Source organism: Bacteroides sp. NGMCC 1.200775 (assembly GCF_040798045.1).
Lineage (GTDB): Bacteria > Bacteroidota > Bacteroidia > Bacteroidales > Bacteroidaceae > Bacteroides > Bacteroides hominis.
Genome location: NZ_JASCQK010000007.1, coordinates 1 through 16721, shown reverse-complemented (window position 1 = coordinate 16721; position 16721 = coordinate 1). Strand labels below are relative to the sequence as shown.

16 protein-coding genes are annotated in these 16721 nt (G+C 45.0%); 9 read left to right on the top strand and 7 right to left on the bottom strand.

What is annotated here, in order from left to right; translation table 11 throughout:
- The first annotated feature begins 28 nt into the window (after window positions 1–28).
- From QK890_RS16750 to QK890_RS16720, 7 genes are all read left to right on the top strand, one after another.
- Window positions 29–2713: a calcium-translocating P-type ATPase, PMCA-type gene (locus tag QK890_RS16750; protein WP_044299615.1), complete on the top strand. Its 2685-nt coding sequence runs from the start codon at window positions 29–31 to the stop codon at window positions 2711–2713.
- Between the two features lie 72 nt (window positions 2714–2785).
- On the top strand, window positions 2786–3412 hold the full coding sequence (locus QK890_RS16745; protein WP_005781993.1) for an HAD family phosphatase: 627 nt from the start codon (window positions 2786–2788) through the stop codon (window positions 3410–3412).
- A gap of 15 nt (window positions 3413–3427) precedes the next feature.
- Complete coding sequence (gene ribF / locus QK890_RS16740) at window positions 3428–4369, top strand: riboflavin biosynthesis protein RibF (RefSeq protein WP_367627470.1); 942 nt, start codon at window positions 3428–3430, stop codon at window positions 4367–4369.
- 194 nt (window positions 4370–4563) lie between these two features.
- Window positions 4564–4692 (top strand): hypothetical protein, encoded by a 129-nt coding sequence (locus tag QK890_RS16735; RefSeq protein WP_255504414.1) that lies wholly within the window; start codon window positions 4564–4566, stop codon window positions 4690–4692.
- 38 nt (window positions 4693–4730) lie between these two features.
- Window positions 4731–5519: a CPBP family intramembrane glutamic endopeptidase gene (locus tag QK890_RS16730; protein WP_005822277.1), complete on the top strand. Its 789-nt coding sequence runs from the start codon at window positions 4731–4733 to the stop codon at window positions 5517–5519.
- Window positions 5520–5554: 35 nt separating this feature from the next.
- The gene (locus QK890_RS16725) at window positions 5555–6193 is read left to right on the top strand and encodes a DUF2975 domain-containing protein (RefSeq protein ID WP_005781999.1); all 639 of its coding nucleotides are present in this window, start codon (window positions 5555–5557) and stop codon (window positions 6191–6193) included.
- A 28-nt stretch (window positions 6194–6221) separates the two neighbouring features.
- Window positions 6222–6440, top strand: coding sequence for a helix-turn-helix transcriptional regulator (locus QK890_RS16720; RefSeq protein ID WP_005782001.1), 219 nt, complete (start codon window positions 6222–6224; stop codon window positions 6438–6440).
- Between the two features lie 53 nt (window positions 6441–6493).
- On the opposite strand, the gene QK890_RS16715 is transcribed toward QK890_RS16720, so the two are convergent.
- The 4 genes from QK890_RS16715 to QK890_RS16700 are packed head-to-tail and all read right to left on the bottom strand — an operon-like array spanning window position 6494 to window position 9717.
- The gene (locus QK890_RS16715) at window positions 6494–6922 is read right to left on the bottom strand and encodes a SufE family protein (protein ID WP_005811607.1); all 429 of its coding nucleotides are present in this window, start codon (window positions 6920–6922) and stop codon (window positions 6494–6496) included.
- 9 nt (window positions 6923–6931) lie between these two features.
- Window positions 6932–7936 (bottom strand): M28 family peptidase, encoded by a 1005-nt coding sequence (locus tag QK890_RS16710; RefSeq protein WP_032530776.1) that lies wholly within the window; start codon window positions 7934–7936, stop codon window positions 6932–6934.
- Window positions 7937–7991: 55 nt separating this feature from the next.
- Window positions 7992–8906 carry an LD-carboxypeptidase gene (locus tag QK890_RS16705; RefSeq protein ID WP_188521141.1) on the bottom strand — a complete coding sequence of 305 codons (915 nt, stop codon included), beginning with the start codon at window positions 8904–8906 and terminating at the stop codon, window positions 7992–7994.
- 19 nt (window positions 8907–8925) lie between these two features.
- Window positions 8926–9717 carry a glycoside hydrolase family 16 protein gene (locus QK890_RS16700; RefSeq protein ID WP_250704474.1) on the bottom strand — a complete coding sequence of 264 codons (792 nt, stop codon included), beginning with the start codon at window positions 9715–9717 and terminating at the stop codon, window positions 8926–8928.
- A 182-nt stretch (window positions 9718–9899) separates the two neighbouring features.
- On the opposite strand from QK890_RS16700, the gene QK890_RS16695 reads away from it, so the two are divergent.
- A complete protein-coding gene (locus tag QK890_RS16695; protein ID WP_005811598.1) occupies window positions 9900–10841 on the top strand; it encodes a phosphate acyltransferase in 942 nt (313 codons plus the stop codon).
- Between the two features lie 22 nt (window positions 10842–10863).
- Window positions 10864–11979, top strand: coding sequence for a butyrate kinase (gene buk, locus QK890_RS16690; RefSeq protein WP_250713344.1), 1116 nt, complete (start codon window positions 10864–10866; stop codon window positions 11977–11979).
- A 100-nt stretch (window positions 11980–12079) separates the two neighbouring features.
- Here buk and QK890_RS16685 read toward each other — a convergent pair whose 3' ends face one another.
- The 3 genes from QK890_RS16685 to QK890_RS16675 form a co-directional block, all read right to left on the bottom strand.
- Window positions 12080–13717, bottom strand: coding sequence for an FISUMP domain-containing protein (locus QK890_RS16685; protein WP_367627469.1), 1638 nt, complete (start codon window positions 13715–13717; stop codon window positions 12080–12082).
- Window positions 13718–14232: 515 nt separating this feature from the next.
- The gene (locus QK890_RS16680; RefSeq protein ID WP_182423331.1) at window positions 14233–14379 is read right to left on the bottom strand and encodes a hypothetical protein; all 147 of its coding nucleotides are present in this window, start codon (window positions 14377–14379) and stop codon (window positions 14233–14235) included.
- A 642-nt stretch (window positions 14380–15021) separates the two neighbouring features.
- Window positions 15022–16641 (bottom strand): hypothetical protein, encoded by a 1620-nt coding sequence (locus tag QK890_RS16675; protein WP_367627468.1) that lies wholly within the window; start codon window positions 16639–16641, stop codon window positions 15022–15024.
- Window positions 16642–16721 lie beyond the last annotated feature (80 nt).

The following is a 16721-nucleotide window of genomic DNA, read 5'->3' as shown; positions in this document are numbered from 1 at the left end:
CAACCTCTAATTTAATGTATGTATCTGCATGACTGCAAAGAACGACGATTATTTTCATTTGGGCCTTACTGATCAAGAAGTCCTCCAAAGCCGGGAGAAACATGGTGTTAACCTGCTGACGCCACCCAAGCGTCCTTCTCTCCTCAAACTCTATCTGGAAAAATTTGAAGATCCTGTTGTACGGGTATTACTCGTTGCGGCTGTGTTCTCCCTTATCATCTCGATTATTGAGAATGAATATGCTGAAACCATCGGTATCATAGCTGCTATCCTGCTGGCAACCGGCATTGGTTTCTATTTTGAATATGATGCGAACAAAAAGTTTGATTTGCTGAATGCTGTCAATGAAGAGACTTTGGTAAAGGTGATTCGTAATGGGCGCATTCAGGAGATTCCCCGTAAGGATGTGGTAGTCGGTGATATTGTGGTACTGGAAACCGGTGAGGAGATCCCTGCCGATGGAGAACTGATAGAAGCCATCTCCTTACAGGTGAATGAATCGAACCTGACCGGAGAGCCGGTAATTAATAAAACAACGGTAGAGGCGGATTTTGATGAAGAAGCTACGTATGCCTCCAATCTGGTGATGCGTGGCACGACTGTGGTCGACGGTCACGGATCGATGAAAGTACTTCGTGTGGGAGATGCCACGGAGATTGGGAAAGTGGCACGTCAGAGTACGGAGCAGAGCACGGAACCTACGCCCCTTAATATCCAGTTGACTAAGCTGGCTAACCTGATAGGTAAAATCGGTTTTACCGTAGCGGGGCTTGCTTTCCTTATTTTCTTTATAAAAGATGTAGTACTCTATTTTGATTTTGGAGCTTTGAATGGCTGGCATGACTGGTTGCCGGTGTTGGAGCGTACCCTGAAATACTTCATGATGGCAGTCACCTTGATTGTGGTCGCCGTCCCCGAAGGGTTACCTATGAGCGTAACGCTCAGTCTGGCCCTGAATATGCGCCGTATGCTTGCCACCAATAATCTGGTTCGTAAGATGCACGCTTGCGAAACGATGGGAGCCATTACCGTGATTTGTACAGATAAGACCGGTACGTTGACGCAGAACCTGATGCAGGTGCATGAGCCTAACTTCTATGGTTTGAAGGATGGCGGGAAGCTGGCAGATGACGATATCAGCAAATTGATAGCAGAGGGAATCAGTGCTAACTCGACTGCTTTTCTTGAAGAGACGGGAGAGGGAGAAAAGCCAAAAGGGGTGGGCAATCCCACTGAGGTTGCTTTGTTGTTGTGGCTGAACGGTCAGAACCGTAACTATCTTGAACTCAGAGAAAGGGCGCAGGTACTCGACCAATTGACGTTCTCTACCGAGCGTAAGTTTATGGCTACTTTGGTGAAGTCTCCGCTGATAGGCAAGAAAGTGCTATATATAAAAGGTGCGCCTGAGATTGTGCTTGGCAAATGCAAAGAGGTGATTCTTGACGGTCGTCGTGTGGATAGTGTGGAATACCGTTCCACTGTCGAAGCGCAGTTGCTGAGTTATCAGAATATGGCTATGCGTACACTTGGTTTTGCATTCCGCATAGTAGAGGACAACGAACCGGACGATTGTGTGGCCCTTGTGTCGGAAAACAACTTGAACTTCCTTGGTGTGGTTGCTATTTCCGATCCTATACGTCCCGATGTACCCGCAGCGGTGGCTAAGTGCCAGTCGGCAGGTATCGGTATTAAGATTGTTACCGGAGATACTCCGGGCACAGCAACTGAGATTGCACGCCAGATCGGATTGTGGAAACCGGAAGATACGGAGCGTAACCGTATAACGGGAGTTGCTTTCGCCGAACTGAGCGATGAAGAAGCCCTGAATAGAGTGATGGATCTGAAAATCATGTCCCGCGCCCGTCCTACCGACAAGCAGCGCCTGGTGCAGTTGCTCCAGCAGAAAGGAGCCGTAGTAGCTGTGACCGGTGACGGAACCAATGATGCCCCGGCACTTAATCATGCACAGGTGGGACTTTCAATGGGTACCGGAACTTCCGTAGCCAAAGAGGCCAGTGATATCACCTTACTCGATGATTCTTTCAACAGTATCGGAACCGCCGTGATGTGGGGGCGTTCGCTGTACAAGAACATCCAGCGTTTCATTGTATTCCAGTTGACCATTAACTTTGTGGCACTTCTCATCGTATTGCTCGGTTCTATTGTAGGAACGGAGTTGCCGCTGACTGTTACTCAAATGTTATGGGTAAACCTCATTATGGATACGTTTGCCGCATTAGCTCTGGCCTCTATTCCGCCAAGCGAAAGCGTTATGAATGATAAACCACGCCGTAGTACTGATTTTATTATCAGCAAAGCGATGCGGCAAAATATATTCGGTGTCGGTACAGTCTTTCTGGTGGTGCTGATGGCAATGATATATTACTTCACAAATGCCGATGGAGGAATGACGGTACAGCGGTTGACCGTTTTCTTCACCTTCTTTGTGATGCTCCAGTTCTGGAACCTGTTCAACGCCCGTGTGTTTGGCACTACCGACTCAGCATTCAAAGGTCTTGCGAAATCATACGGTATGGAGCTGATAGTACTGGCTATTCTGGGCGGACAGTTCCTCATTGTACAGTTCGGTGGGGCTGTATTCCGTACAGAGCCGCTTGACTGGCAAACATGGCTTATCATCATCGGTTCTTCCTCTCTCGTCTTATGGATTGGTGAACTGATTCGCTTTGTCAAACGTTTAACTCAGAAATGAAATAAGAGGGGTCTCACCCCATCCTTTCTCAAAGGAAGAGGGGATGGGGTGAGACCTTAAAACAATATAGAGATGAAAAGAAAAGGAATTAAAAACCTTATTTTTGATTTTGGTGGTGTATTGATCAATCTCGACCGTCAGCGTTGTGTGGAGAACTTCCGGAAGTTGGGATTAGAGAAAGTAGACGAATTGTTAGGTATGTATTCTCAGCAAGGGATCTTTATGCAGCATGAAAAAGGATTGATCTCGTCGGCTGAATTTCGTGAGAATATCCGTGGGCTGCTCACAAAAAAAGTGACTGACGAGCAAATCGATGCTGCCTGGAATAGTTTTCTGGTAGATATCCCTCGCTTTAAACTCGACATGTTGCTGAAGCTCCGCGAAAAATATGTGGTCTATCTGCTGAGCAATACCAACGAGATACATTGGAAGTGGGCATGCGAGCACGCATTTCCGTATCGGGGCTTCCGTGTGGAAGACTATTTTGAGAAGATGTACCTTTCGTATGAAATGAAAATGGTGAAGCCTGCCGAAGAGATTTTCCGGGGGGTACTTGAAGACGCAAACCTTGATCCGCACGAAACTTTTTTCATCGATGACTCCGAGGCCAACTGCCAGGGAGCCCAGGCATTGGGTATCTCTACTTATACGGTAAAACCCGGTGAAGACTGGAGACCACTTTTTGCCGGAGATAAATAATTTAGAAGACATAGCATGCAGATAATCCATAATATACCGGCATTTACACCCGAACCTTGTGTAGCTACCATCGGCTTTTTCGACGGAGTACATACAGGGCATCGTTTCCTGATCAGGCAAGTCAGAGAGCTGGCTGCCGCTCGTGGATTGCGCTCTGCATTAATTACCTTCCCTGTTCATCCCCGTAAGGTGATGAAAGCGGATTATCGTCCGGAACTGCTGACTACTCCGGAAGAAAAGCGGACACTGCTCGAGGAAACAGGGGTGGACTATTGTTTCATGCTTGACTTTACGCAGGAAGTATCGCGCCTGACTGCCCGCGAGTTTATGTCTGATCTTTTAAGAGACCGTTATCGGGTGCAGACACTCGTCATCGGCTATGACCATCGCTTTGGGCACAACCGTAGTGAAGGTTTCGAAGACTATTGCCGTTATGGTTCCGAGATGGGCATAGAGGTAATCCGCGCCCGTGCCTGTGTGTGTGATGATCTTCATGTAAGCTCTTCCGTCATTCGCAAGATGCTGCATCAGGGTGAAGTCGATATGGCGTCCCGTTGTCTGGGTTACGACTATTTTCTGGATGGTACGGTGGTGAGTGGCTATCAAGTGGGACGTAAGATCGGATTTCCTACAGCCAACCTCAGTGTGGATGATCCTGATAAGTTGATTCCTGCCGATGGTGTTTATGCGGTTCATGTCACATTCGATGGGCGTACCTATAACGGTATGTTGAATATCGGTACCCGCCCCACGATAGGAAATGGTCCCGAGCGTTCGATAGAAGTGAACATCCTTCATTTCCATTCAAATATTTACGATAAGTTTATCCGTATTTCTTTTGTGAAGTATCTCCGTCCGGAACTGAAGTTCGATGGGATTGACGGGCTGATAGCTCAACTTCATCGGGATGCGGCCGACGTAGAAGCTCTTTTGGGGAATAAGCAAAATGTCAATTGACATTTTGTATTTTCTGTTTGCCCCTGAGTGAGTTATATGCGCCCCTCTTAATATCGAAAAACATGCTATATTTATTGTTTATCGATAAATAATTGTCGGATTTCTTGTTTAAGTGGAAATTAATATCAATCTTTGCATATCGAAAAACGATAAATTATTATTGAATAACATAACGAATCTCCAAAGTCAATCTTATGAGAAAGTCATTGATGAGCATTACGATGTTGGTAGTATCCATCTCTATGTTAGCTTTGTTTGTGTGTAGTTCTGTTCTGCACGGACATGGTACAAATCACCCTGCTACTGAAACGGTAGTCAATTAAAACCGTTATCTTTGTACATATTTAAAACAGAGAACCGAATGAAAACAGCGATCAAATTAATTCTTATTTATCTGGGGATCCAGCTTGTCTGTGGTGGGCTGATAGGTATTCCTTTTACTGTTGTTGCCCGTATGAATGGTGGGAATATGGATGCCACCCGGATTTCGGAGTTGACACTGGCTCCTTCGATGTTACTTTCCATGGCAGTGATGTTTTTTTATTTATGGAAAGCCCGGTACATACCTAAGGATAAAATGAGCTGGTCATTCGTTTCGTTACCGTTTCTTACGGTCACTTTTTTGATAGGCTTGTCGATGACTGTTCTGATGGACTTGTTAACTGCTGTTTTATCTTGGGTGCCTGATGTTCTGGAACAACAGTTTAATGCTTTACAGTCCGGTTGGTTGGGAATTGTGGCCATCACGTTGTTGGGACCGGTTCTTGAGGAACTTTTGTTCCGTGGTGGTGTTACTAAGGCGTTGCTTGAACGATATTCTCCCCGGAAAGCGATTTTTCTTTCCGCACTTCTTTTCGGAATATTTCATTTGAATCCGGCTCAGGTAGTTGCCGCCTTCTTCGGAGGACTTCTGTTGGCGTGGGTTTATTACCGGACGCGGAGCCTGATCCCCTGTATCCTGATACACATTGTGAATAACAGCCTTTCTGTGATATTGAGCCTGACCTATCCCGATGCGGATACGATTAGCGATGTGACTGATACTACATCTTATTACATACTGATAGCTGTGGCCGCTATGCTGTTCGTTGGCTGTTTCCTACGGATAAAGCAGGTTACGATTCCGGGAGTGTGGAGAAAGAGTGAGTGAAACTAAACTATGAAGATTGAAAAACAAGTCATAATATGAAAAGAAGATTGAACATACTATGTTTACTGGTATTTCTGGTATTCTGTTATTCGGTATTCAACATGGGGCGTGATTTCGGTCATGGCTTTTCCGAGGGCATGAAGATAAGTCATTCCGGCAATGAAAGTGTGGAACAGGCTATTAACCTTCGCATTGCTACGTTGATGCCCGAAGATTTTTCGTCGTTTAAAGATTCTGTTTACAATGAACGGACCCAATCTTATGTGCCTGTTGCTTACACACAGTTGATCACGAATGTAAAAGTGGACAGGAGCACCTGGCTGATGGTTGCGCAAGTGCTCTCCGGGCTTCTTGCCATTTTGGCCGTAATAGCATCTACGGTGCTGTTTGTGCAGTTGATTGTATCTATCAATAAATCGGATATTTTTAATTGGAAGAATGTTCGTAGGTTACGTTGGTTGGGAGTCACCCTGTTGCTGAGTTTTATTAGTGAAGCGGTGCCGGCTTTGATGAATGATTATGAACTGTCCTCAGTCTTTTCATTATCCGGCTACTCTATGGAGACAAGTATTGACTCTGTGATGCTGGTCATTTTAGGACTGGTTTCGCTGATTGTAGGCGAAGTATTCGCCATCGGGTTAAAGATGAAAGAGGAGCAAGACCTTACTATCTGAATCCGGACACTGAAAAATTAATGGAATTATGGCTATAATAGTAAACCTTGACATTATGATGGCCCGAAGAAAGATATCTTTGGGGGAGTTGGCGGAGAAGATAGATATTACACCTGCCAACCTTTCTATCCTGAAAACGGGAAAGGCCAAAGCGATTCGTTTTTCTACCCTTGAGGCAATCTGCAAAGTACTCGATTGCCAACCGGGGGATATTCTGGAATATCAAGTGGATGAAAAAGATCCTTGATTTGCCACAGCGGACCTTCTGTGTGTCCACTGTGGCGATATAGAATGAGGAGATTAACCTTTTGTCCCTTTGGCTTTGAATGCCAATGCGTACATTCGCATTTGTTTTACCATTGATAGCAGACCGTTGCTGCGGGTGGGCGATAAATGATCTTTCAGCCCGATGCGGTCGATGAAGTAAAGTTCCGAATTCAGAATCTCGTCCGGTGTATGTCCCGAAACAACTTTTATCAGCAGGGCGATAATACCTTTTACGATCAGTGCATCACTTTCTGCTTTGAAGATCACCTTTCCATCTACCTCGTCTGCCTGAAGCCACACACGGCTCTGGCAACCTTCAATCAAATTCTGTTCCGTTTTATATTTCTCGTCAAGCGGTTCCTGTTCGTTTCCTAAATCGATAAGCAACTGGTAGCGGTCCATCCAGTCGTCAAAGTCACTGAACTCGGCAATGACTTCGTCTTGTAATTCGTTGATTGTCATATTGAATAATTATTTCTCGTTATAGATAACTTCCAGTACGGTCTGCCCCACGGCTTTGAGTGTCGATTTGTCGATAACATCCATGTTGTCGTTTACGGTATGCCAAGTCGGTCCGAAGCTGGACAGTTCACAATTTTCGTCGTTCGGAATGATGTCGATAGTCGGGATACCGGCCAGCCGATTGATAAACAGATGGTCGTCAGTGATCTGGCCACCTGTTTCGTTAATAAAGTAACGTCCGTAACCAGCGTCGTTAGCCTTCTTCCATACCTTTTTGTTGATTCCACGGGCAAACTTCTCCGAGTACACCTCCTTAAAGAAAGTGGCATCTTTGCCGCCTACCATATCGAGCAAGATACCGAAACGGGCATTATAGCCTTCCACATGCGGATTGCGTGCCCAATATTGTGCACCGAGACACCATTGCTCCTCTAAATGTTCTCCTTTATAGAATTGGGGAGCGCCATAATCTTCTGCGTCCAAAAAGATAATATCGATTCCCAGTTCCGGTTGCTGCTGATTGATCAGTCGGGCTATTTCAAGCAACACGCCCACACCGCTCGCCCCGTCGTTGGCACCCAATATCGGTGTGTGGTGATTCTTCTCGTTGGGATCATTGTCTGCCCACGGACGCGTATCCCAGTGTGCAAAAAGGGCAATGCGTTTTTTGCTTTCGGGTTTGAATGAACCGATGATATTGCGTGCTTTCAGCAGCGTGCCGTCATAGGCGGGCAGTTCCACATTCTGGTTAGTCACTTTGGCCCCATGTTCTGCCAGTTTAGTAGCCAGATATTCTCCACATGCTGCATGTCCTTTACTGTTCGGGTTGCGAGGGCCGAAGTCCACTTGTGCCTGTATGTATTTATAGGCGCTGTCTGCATCGAATTGTGGTGCTTTCACGGTTATATTCTTTTCAGGCTCCTGAACTGAATTGGTTTTGTTGTTGTTCGTTCCGCAAGAAAAGGCGGATAACAAAATAAAAGCTGTCAGTAATAGCATAGAATTTCTTTTCATAATTATGCTTTTGGGGTTAAGGCCTCAAAATTAGTCATTTTCGCAGTAGGGTAGGTCAGATAGGAGGGTTTATTAACAATTCTACTCCTTTCTTTCCGGATATAAGTTCTACTTCCGCCCCATTGATCAGTGGCAGATTTTCCGTTACATGCCCTACGGGGAAATCAAAGCAGATCGGATAATTATACTCTTCTACCAGATCGAAGAGTGCACCATAAAGGTCTTTCTTTATGGCACGATCTTCTTCGTATTCGGTAAACTGTCCGATGATGAGGCCTGACAACTTCTCAAGTACGCCCCCTAATTTCAGGTTATACATCATGCGCTCGATGGCATAAGGACGTTCGCCCACGTCCTCGATAAACAGGATTGTCCCTTCGGGAGGTATGTCGTATGGAGTTCCCCGAAGGCCGTGGAATACTGCCATATTGCCACCACGCAGAATACCCTTGGCTGTGCCGAGTCGGTTCAACTTGTGACGTTTACATTTATATGCAGGCAGTTTACCGAAAAGTATATCCCTCAGGTACAGTGAACACGGATCGTCGGCCGCTTCTACTGCGAGATGGCGTGCCATAGGAGCATGTAACGAAGCAAACCCGTTGTACTGAAACAGATTATGGAGCACTGTGATATCACTGAATCCGATTATCCACTTCGGGTGTTCGCGGAAACGGGTGAAGTCGAGCCGTTCAATAAGATGAACCGCTCCGTAGCCGCCACGGCTACATAAAATCGCCTTAATTTCTTTGTCATCCATTGCTGTCTGAAAGTCCGAAGCGCGCTGCCGGATGGTGCCGGCATAACATCCCCAGGAGCTACGGACGTGTTTTCCCATTTCAGGGACCAGTCCCCAAGACGCCAGTTGCGTCTTGGCACCTCTCAGAAACATATTGTCTATCTTGCCCGAAGGCGATACGATGGCAACTTTATCGCCTTCGTGCAGGAATGGAGGGAATTGTATCTTCATTCAGTGAATTTGTTTTAGTTTATTTCTTTTGGTAGAATTTTACCCAGTCTACATGCATTTCCACAGGAAGTTCTTTCGGGTCTACAGCTCCTACCCACGAGCCACCCAGTTGCATGTCGATCAGCAGATAGAAAGGCTGATCGAAGGGAAATTGCCCTTCTTTGTCTGTTTCGATGCGGGGATAGGTGAAAGTATGCGTATCATTGATATAGAATGCAATGCTGTCCGGATACATTTCTACCGAATATACATTGTAGTCATCGGGATTGATCGTACCTACGGAGTGTGACAACGGATTGTCTTTGATGCCCAGATTGTATGTATAGTTGGTATGTATAGTCTGGTAAGCGATTGTGTCGTGATTCAGACGTTCCATGATATCGATTTCTCCACCCATCGGCCAGGGAGCATCTACCGGAAGCATCCAGATAGCCGGCCATTCGCCGCGTGCACCGTTCAGCTTGGCACGTATCTCCAGACGGCCGTTGCTGAATGCCTTTTTCCCTTTGGTATAAATCCCTCCGGTCAGATAGGGTGCTGTGTCATTGGGCTGACTGTAATTGATGATACCCCGCAGTATCATATTGCCGTCACGCATATCGAAACAAGAGTCGAAGTCTGTCATATAGTTATTCCAGTCCGATTTGCCACGTGGTATTTTGCTCCATACCTGTGGGTCAAAGCCTGTTTTCTGGTCGAAATTATCTTCCCAAACCAATGTCCACTGGTCAGACGAATGACGTTGGCACGATGAAAAGCCTGAACTGATACACAGCAGGCAGAAAAGAGCGAGAAAAGTTTTTGTTTTCATGGTTCTGTTTGATTATAGGTGTTTAACAGGATACAAATTTACATTAAAAAACGAAATTACCTGCATCCGTAGAAATGAAAGCGTTGTATAATATCAAAATGTTATCCGGTTTACCCATTTTTTCAGTATACCATGATGTACTTCTCAATCCTTTTTCTGATATTTGCTAAAAATCTAACGTTATGGAACCTATTAGAAACTTCGACCAACTGACAGAACACCTAAAAACCTTAAACCGACGGAAACGGATTGCCGTTGTCTGTGCCAATGATCCGAATACAGAATATGCCATTGCCCGTGCACTTGACGAGGGTATTGCAGAATTTCTGATGATTGGTGACTCAGCCATCCTCCAAAAGTATCCTACCTTGCAAAAGTATCCGGATTATGTGAAGACCATCCATATCGAAGATCCCGATGAGGCAGCGCGTGAAGCGGTCCGGATTGTCCGGGAAGGGGGGGCCGACATTTTGATGAAAGGGATTATTAATACTGACAACCTGCTTCATGCTATTCTTGACAAGGAGAAAGGGTTACTACCCAAAGGAAAGATCCTGACTCACCTGGCTGTAATGCAGATTCCTACGTATGATAAATTATTGTTCTTTTCGGATGCGGCTGTTATTCCCCGGCCCACTTTACAACAACGTATTGAAATGGTTTGGTACGCCATCTGTACCTGCCGGAGGTTTGGGATAGAGCAGCCGCGCATCTCTTTGATTCACTGTACGGAGAAGGTAAGTGCCAAGTTCCCCCATTCTCTTGATTATGTTAATATAGTGGAGTTGGCCGAAGCCGGAGAGTTTGGCAATGTTATTATTGATGGCCCGTTGGATGTCCGTACTTCCTGCGAGCAGGCCAGCGGGGATATTAAAGGAATTGTATCGCCCATCAACGGGCAGGCAGATGTATTGATATTCCCTAATATCGAGTCGGCCAATGCTTTTTATAAATCTGTTTCATTGTTTGCCAAGGCCGATATGGCAGGATTGCTGCAAGGCCCCATTTGTCCGGTGGTGCTACCGTCACGTAGTGATTCCGGACTTTCCAAGTATTATAGCATTGCGATGGCATGCCTGACAGCTTCTACCCGGTCGGCAGAGGGAGGAAGATGCTCCGAATGATGATCATAATTAAACTAAGAATATGGATAAATTGAATGCAATCCCCACTTCCCCTTCTGCGAGGAATGGACGGGGTGAAAGGGTCCTTGTTATCAATCCCGGTTCCACTTCAACAAAGATTGCCGTTTATGAAGACGAAACTCCTTTGTTGGTACGCAACATCCGCCATACAGTAGAAGAGTTGTCTGCCTTCCCCCAGGTGATCGACCAGTTTGAGTTTCGTAAATCACTTGTCCTCCGGGAGTTGGAGGCAAATGACATTCCTTTCCATTTCGATGCTGTCATTGGACGCGGAGGTCTGGTGAAGCCTATTCCCGGTGGAGTTTATGAGGTTAACGAAGCCATGAAGCGGGATACCCTCCATGCCATGCGTACGCATGCCTGCAATCTGGGCGGTTTGATAGCCGATGAATTGGCTGCAGCTTTACCCGGGTGCCGGGCGTTTATTGCAGATCCGGGTGTGGTGGACGAACTGGAAGAGGTTGCCCGCATTACCGGTTCGCCCTTGATGCCGCGTATCACTATCTGGCATGCACTGAATCAGAAAGCTATTGCCCGTCGTTATGCTGCCGAACATGGCACTCGTTATGAAGATCTTGATTTGATTGTCTGCCATTTGGGAGGAGGCATTTCCGTTGCGGTCCATCGTCATGGGCGTGCAGTCGATGCCAATAATGCACTGGATGGAGAAGGTCCTTTCTCACCCGAAAGAGCCGGAACTCTTCCCGCCGGACAACTGATAGACCTCTGTTTCAGCGGGAAATTCACCAAAGATGAATTGAAGAAACGAATTTCGGGCCGTGCCGGGCTTACCGCCCATTTGGGAACTACTGATATTCCTGCCGTTATTCAGTCCATTGAGGCAGGTGATGATCATGCCCGGTTGGTGCTCGATGCCATGATCTATAATGTGGCCAAAAGTATCGGTGCTGCCTCTACTGTTTTGTATGGAAAGGTAGACGCCATCCTGCTGACCGGAGGCATTGCCTATTCTGATTACGTAATTTCCCGTTTAAGGGAACGTATCTCTTTTCTTGCTCCTGTCTTCGTGTATCCGGGAGAAGATGAGATGGAGGCTTTGGCATTGAATGCTTTGGGTGCTTTAAGGGGAGAACTTCCGGTACAGGTTTATCAGTGATGGGCGGAGCTTGATGTAGTATAGGTGTTTGTGCAGAGCCAGAAAGCCCGTTCTTTAAAGTGTCAGGCTCACTGGCTTCTGGTCCCATTTGGTAAACTCACTAAAGATTGCGAACACATCGGACAGAAACACCGGACTGCCTGTTACCGTTACCGTCTACGAAGACGTCATTATTGCGGATGTAAAGACCGTAGCCTGAATTGCCGTTGAGGTCACTACTCCAGTAGTAGCTGCCTGTGCCATCGGTATAAGTGGTAGCAGCAGTACCACTACCTTTGTTGCCGTCTCGCCAGCCTGCAGCAGGCAAAAATAGACCGATCGAGCTATTCATAAACCACATACCTTGGGTACCGTTATACTTTACCAATTGCTTGTTACTACAGCGGGAGAGACTTGTGAATTCATTTCTTGTTGGAGTACGCCAACCGCTACCGTATTTACTTTCGTCAAGACGTGTACAAGGATCGACAGCACCATAACCTGTATAACCGGATGATACGTATACATTCTTCCATATATAATAGTAACCGTAATCGGTAGTAGAAGAAGCCCATGTCAGATTGTAGTTGCTTTGGGAATTGAGATTACCTTCAGCCCATCGGAGTTTTGATAAGATGGTCTTATCGTTTGCTGTACACCCATTTTGTGTGAGATTAATATCACCGTAGGGTACATTAATTCCGATGGCTTTCTTAAACTGTATTTTCATCGTATAGCTTTTTCCCTCTTTCAGTTGCACGCTTTGGGTGGAGGTGATTTCCGTATTGTTGGGCACGGTCCGTCCGTTTATTGTCAACGTATTGAAATGCACTGTAATGGTCCTGGCCCCTGCAAACGGAACCATGCGTATGGTTGTACTCAGGGTCGTGTTCGGACTGAATGCCGCCGTATTATTCGTGTTGGCGGCTACCACATTGGTCGAAGGACCGATCTTCCACGATGTGGAATTTCCCCCTTGCTTTACGTATACACCCGTGCAATTGCTGATCGTATTGCTTGGAAATCCGGTAGGACTGATGGTAATCGTCAATTTACATAGCTTCTGGCCGAAGCTCACCGGAAGAAGATTGTGGCTGAGGCTGTTTACATTCGTTATATCTCCGGAATCGAAGGTCATGAAGTCCTTGTTCATGTTAGGGATAGATACTGTGCTGCTGTTGTAGGCATACGTGGAAGGTATAGTTCCCAAGTCGGCAGCGGCAGTGGTATTAAAAGAGTAGCCCACCACGCGTATCGTTCCCGAGCGTGTTAGCAATTTCCCCTGTTTGAGTACAGGAGTGCCCGTACCATTTGAGGTGTAATCGGCCGCCGACTGGAAGACATAGTTGTTTCCGGACTTCCGGAAAACAATCAGCCGGAAATAAACTCCCACAGGCACTGTTGCCGCACGGGTATTTACCTGGGGGAGGATATCTTCCGTCAGTTCCATCGAGGCTATCCGGGGACCTTCATAGTCCGGTTGCTCTCCTGTACGTGTGGGGGAGAAAGCTTTTACCCCCACCCATTCGGCGATCAAGGGAGGATGGCTACGGGGCGAAGCGTCGTTAAAAGAGGAAGAATGATAGTCGTTGTTACCTGCCAGACTGATATGGATGGGGATTAGCTCGTCGGCAGTATCCCCGCTGTCAGCAGACAGGGGAGTCATTCTGTCATCTTCCGCACATCCTGTTATCGAAAGGCACAAACACAGCCATAAGGCTTTACCGAGACACTCTCGCGTAATAAAAGTTCTATTCATATACTAAGATATTAAAGTGAATAATCGTATCAAAGACACATTGCGGACTTATACATTCTCGTATAGGTCCGGAAAGGCTGTTTGATACCACTTTTATTATGCGTAAGTTTGTGTATTACAATCAGATATAACGGTCTTGGATACACAATGGTGTTTCAAAAAACGTTCGTTTTTTGAAACACCATTTTTACCCTCTGCACTGGATGCAAGGGGGGTAGATAAATCGCTGATAATTAAAACAATGTAAAAAGATTTGCATGAATAAAAAAAGAGGTTTATCTTTGTTGCATCAGACGAACGTCCTTTGAAACATGATATTACATATAAGGTGTTTATTATCAGAGGAGTGATGTTTCCTTTAGTTGAATTTTTGTGCTTGCTTTTTAGGGACTGTTGTCACTGGAGTATTTTAGATTTCCCTTCAAGCGGTGCGCTTGGAATTTTGTTGGAGGAATGATTAAAGTTATAATGAGGCAACTGATTCGAAATAAATTAGTTGCCTCGCGCCTTTTGATTTATGCAATATCTTTGAAAATATTAGACTGTGGATTGTCAATAATATCTCTGTTGTTAGTCGTAAGAGTTTCGATAGTGGTGTTTTGCTTGGTGCTATGAAGAGCCGTTTTTGGTACATATTTGGCTTGTTTCTTCATTTCATTCATCGCATCAACCAAAGTTAGATTTCCGGCACTTTTCAGGATTAAGATTTTGCTTTTTTATTTTCAGTAGTGTTATTGATCAGCCAACCTTAAAGTTCTGTTGGTTCTTCTTCAAATTTGGTGGTGAATTCTTTATTTCTTTATTTTCAAGTTGATAATTGTCCTTTTTGCTTGCTTTAATAAGAAAAAATAGACACCGGCTGAATAAGATAACTCAAGTTTCGGAAGTGAATTTGCGCCGTCCGGACCGGTATCTTCATCCTTATACCTTTCTTCAATTAACATTGTTAACGCCTTTTGCAGTTCGTCAGGTTCTTATGCGCAAATAATAAGGCTTTTGCATTTAAAGAACTTGTTATTCACATCCAAAGAACAAGCTTTAACTCTGTGTTAAAACAAAGCTTTTGAGGATAGAAATCTTACTCTTTAAAGATATTGATTTTCAGATGGTTTATTCTAAAATTCGCTTCTTCACCTCATGGATGGACTCTTCGGGGGAAAGCCGGGATACCTGCTTTTTTGTCAACTATAAACGAGGGCTTACACTTCCGAAAACTGAATTAGATTCCATGAGTAAAAGAAAACTTACCACCAAATTTGACGAAGAACCGTTCTGTTTTCATTCTTTTTGTTTAAAGGTAAATATTATAGTTTGGGCCCTTTGACACAACGAACTGGGTATACTATTCTCTTTTGTGTGCTATTGACATCGGCTTTACCTTCCCCTGGAGCTATATTCAATCTATAACAATCATTAGCATTAATTGATTCATCTGTAAAATAGTCACCATAAGTTCCTGGCCAGTGCTCCGCTTCCGTTCCTGGACTATTATCACGCCAACCACTTAATGGCAGGAAAATACCGGTTGTAGCATTTAGGAACCACACACCATTCACTCCATTGGAGACTTTTTTCACATTTGTACATCTTGTCAGTCTTTCAAATTCATTGCGTGTAGGTAGCCGCCAATCATTTCCATAAGTTGTGGGATTCAGTCTGGCACACGGATCAATGTTGTTTCCATTATAGTCTTTTTTCCATTGATAATAATAGCCATATTCTCTATTGGTTGCCCACACATAATTGTTGCTTGCACCGGTACTTTTTAAATTGCCGTCAGCAAATACCAATTTTGATAACTTTTGCTTATCGTCATTGGTACATGCTTTTTTCGGATTGCTTAGATTTATGCTGCCTGCCGGAACGTTTATTCCGGGGCTTCTCTTAAACTGTATTTTCATTGTATAGCTCATACCCTCTTTCAATTGGACACTTTGGTTTGAGGTAATGTCTATATTATCCGCATTATTAGCAATTATATTTCCTACTGTCAGTTTGTCGAAGTGTACTGTTATTGTCCTGGCACTTGCGAAGGGAACCATTCGTATAGTGGTAGTCAGGTTGGTGTTTGGGTTGAATGAAGCTGTGTTGTTGGTATTAGCAGCCACTGCTGAACTTCCAATCACCCACGAGGTTGAATTACCTCCCTGCTTTACGTATACTCCTGTACATCCGCTGATGGTATTACTTGTGAAGCCTGTAACACTAATGCTTATTGTCAGTTTGCACAGTTTCTGTTTGAATGTTACCGGAAGGTTATAGTTAAGACTGTTTACATTGGCTATGTCTCCTGAATCATAAGTCATAAAGTCATTATTCATGTTTGAAATGTCTATTTTGGTGGTATTATAGGTATATGATGCTGGGATATCGCCCAATGCCGCAGTTGTATTGAATGAGTAGCCGATTACCCGTATCGTTCCTGACCGTGTGAGTAGTTTACCCTGCTTCAGTACAGGCGAGGAAGTACCATTTGATGTATAGTCAGCGGCTGATTGGAACACGTAATTGCTCCCTGATTTCCGGAAAACGATCAGACGAAAGTAAACACCTGTAGATAGATTGTTTGCACGGGTAGTTAGGGTGGAAAGGGTATCTTCCGTCAGTTCCATGGATGCGATTCTGGGACCACTATATTCCGGGGATTCTTTTGTGCGGGTATGGCTTAGAGTTTTTACCCCTGTCCATTCGGCAATCAGAGGAGCATTATGACGGGGGGGCATAGTACTGTCCGGAGAGTAAGCATTGTACTCACCATTTTCAGCCATACTGATGTTAATAGGTATTACAATGCCGGAATCCTTATCTTTTTCCTGAAGAAATGGATACTTCTCTTCTTGGGTGCATCCACTGACCCAGAAGCTGGATGCTGTCATTACCGCGATCCATAAGAGGTGTGCTCGCATAATAAAAAGTTTGTTCATTCTAAATTTGTTTAGTGAATAATCAGATCAAAAATCTCTCGCCCGGCTTATACATGTGTGTATAAGTCGGTAAAGACTGT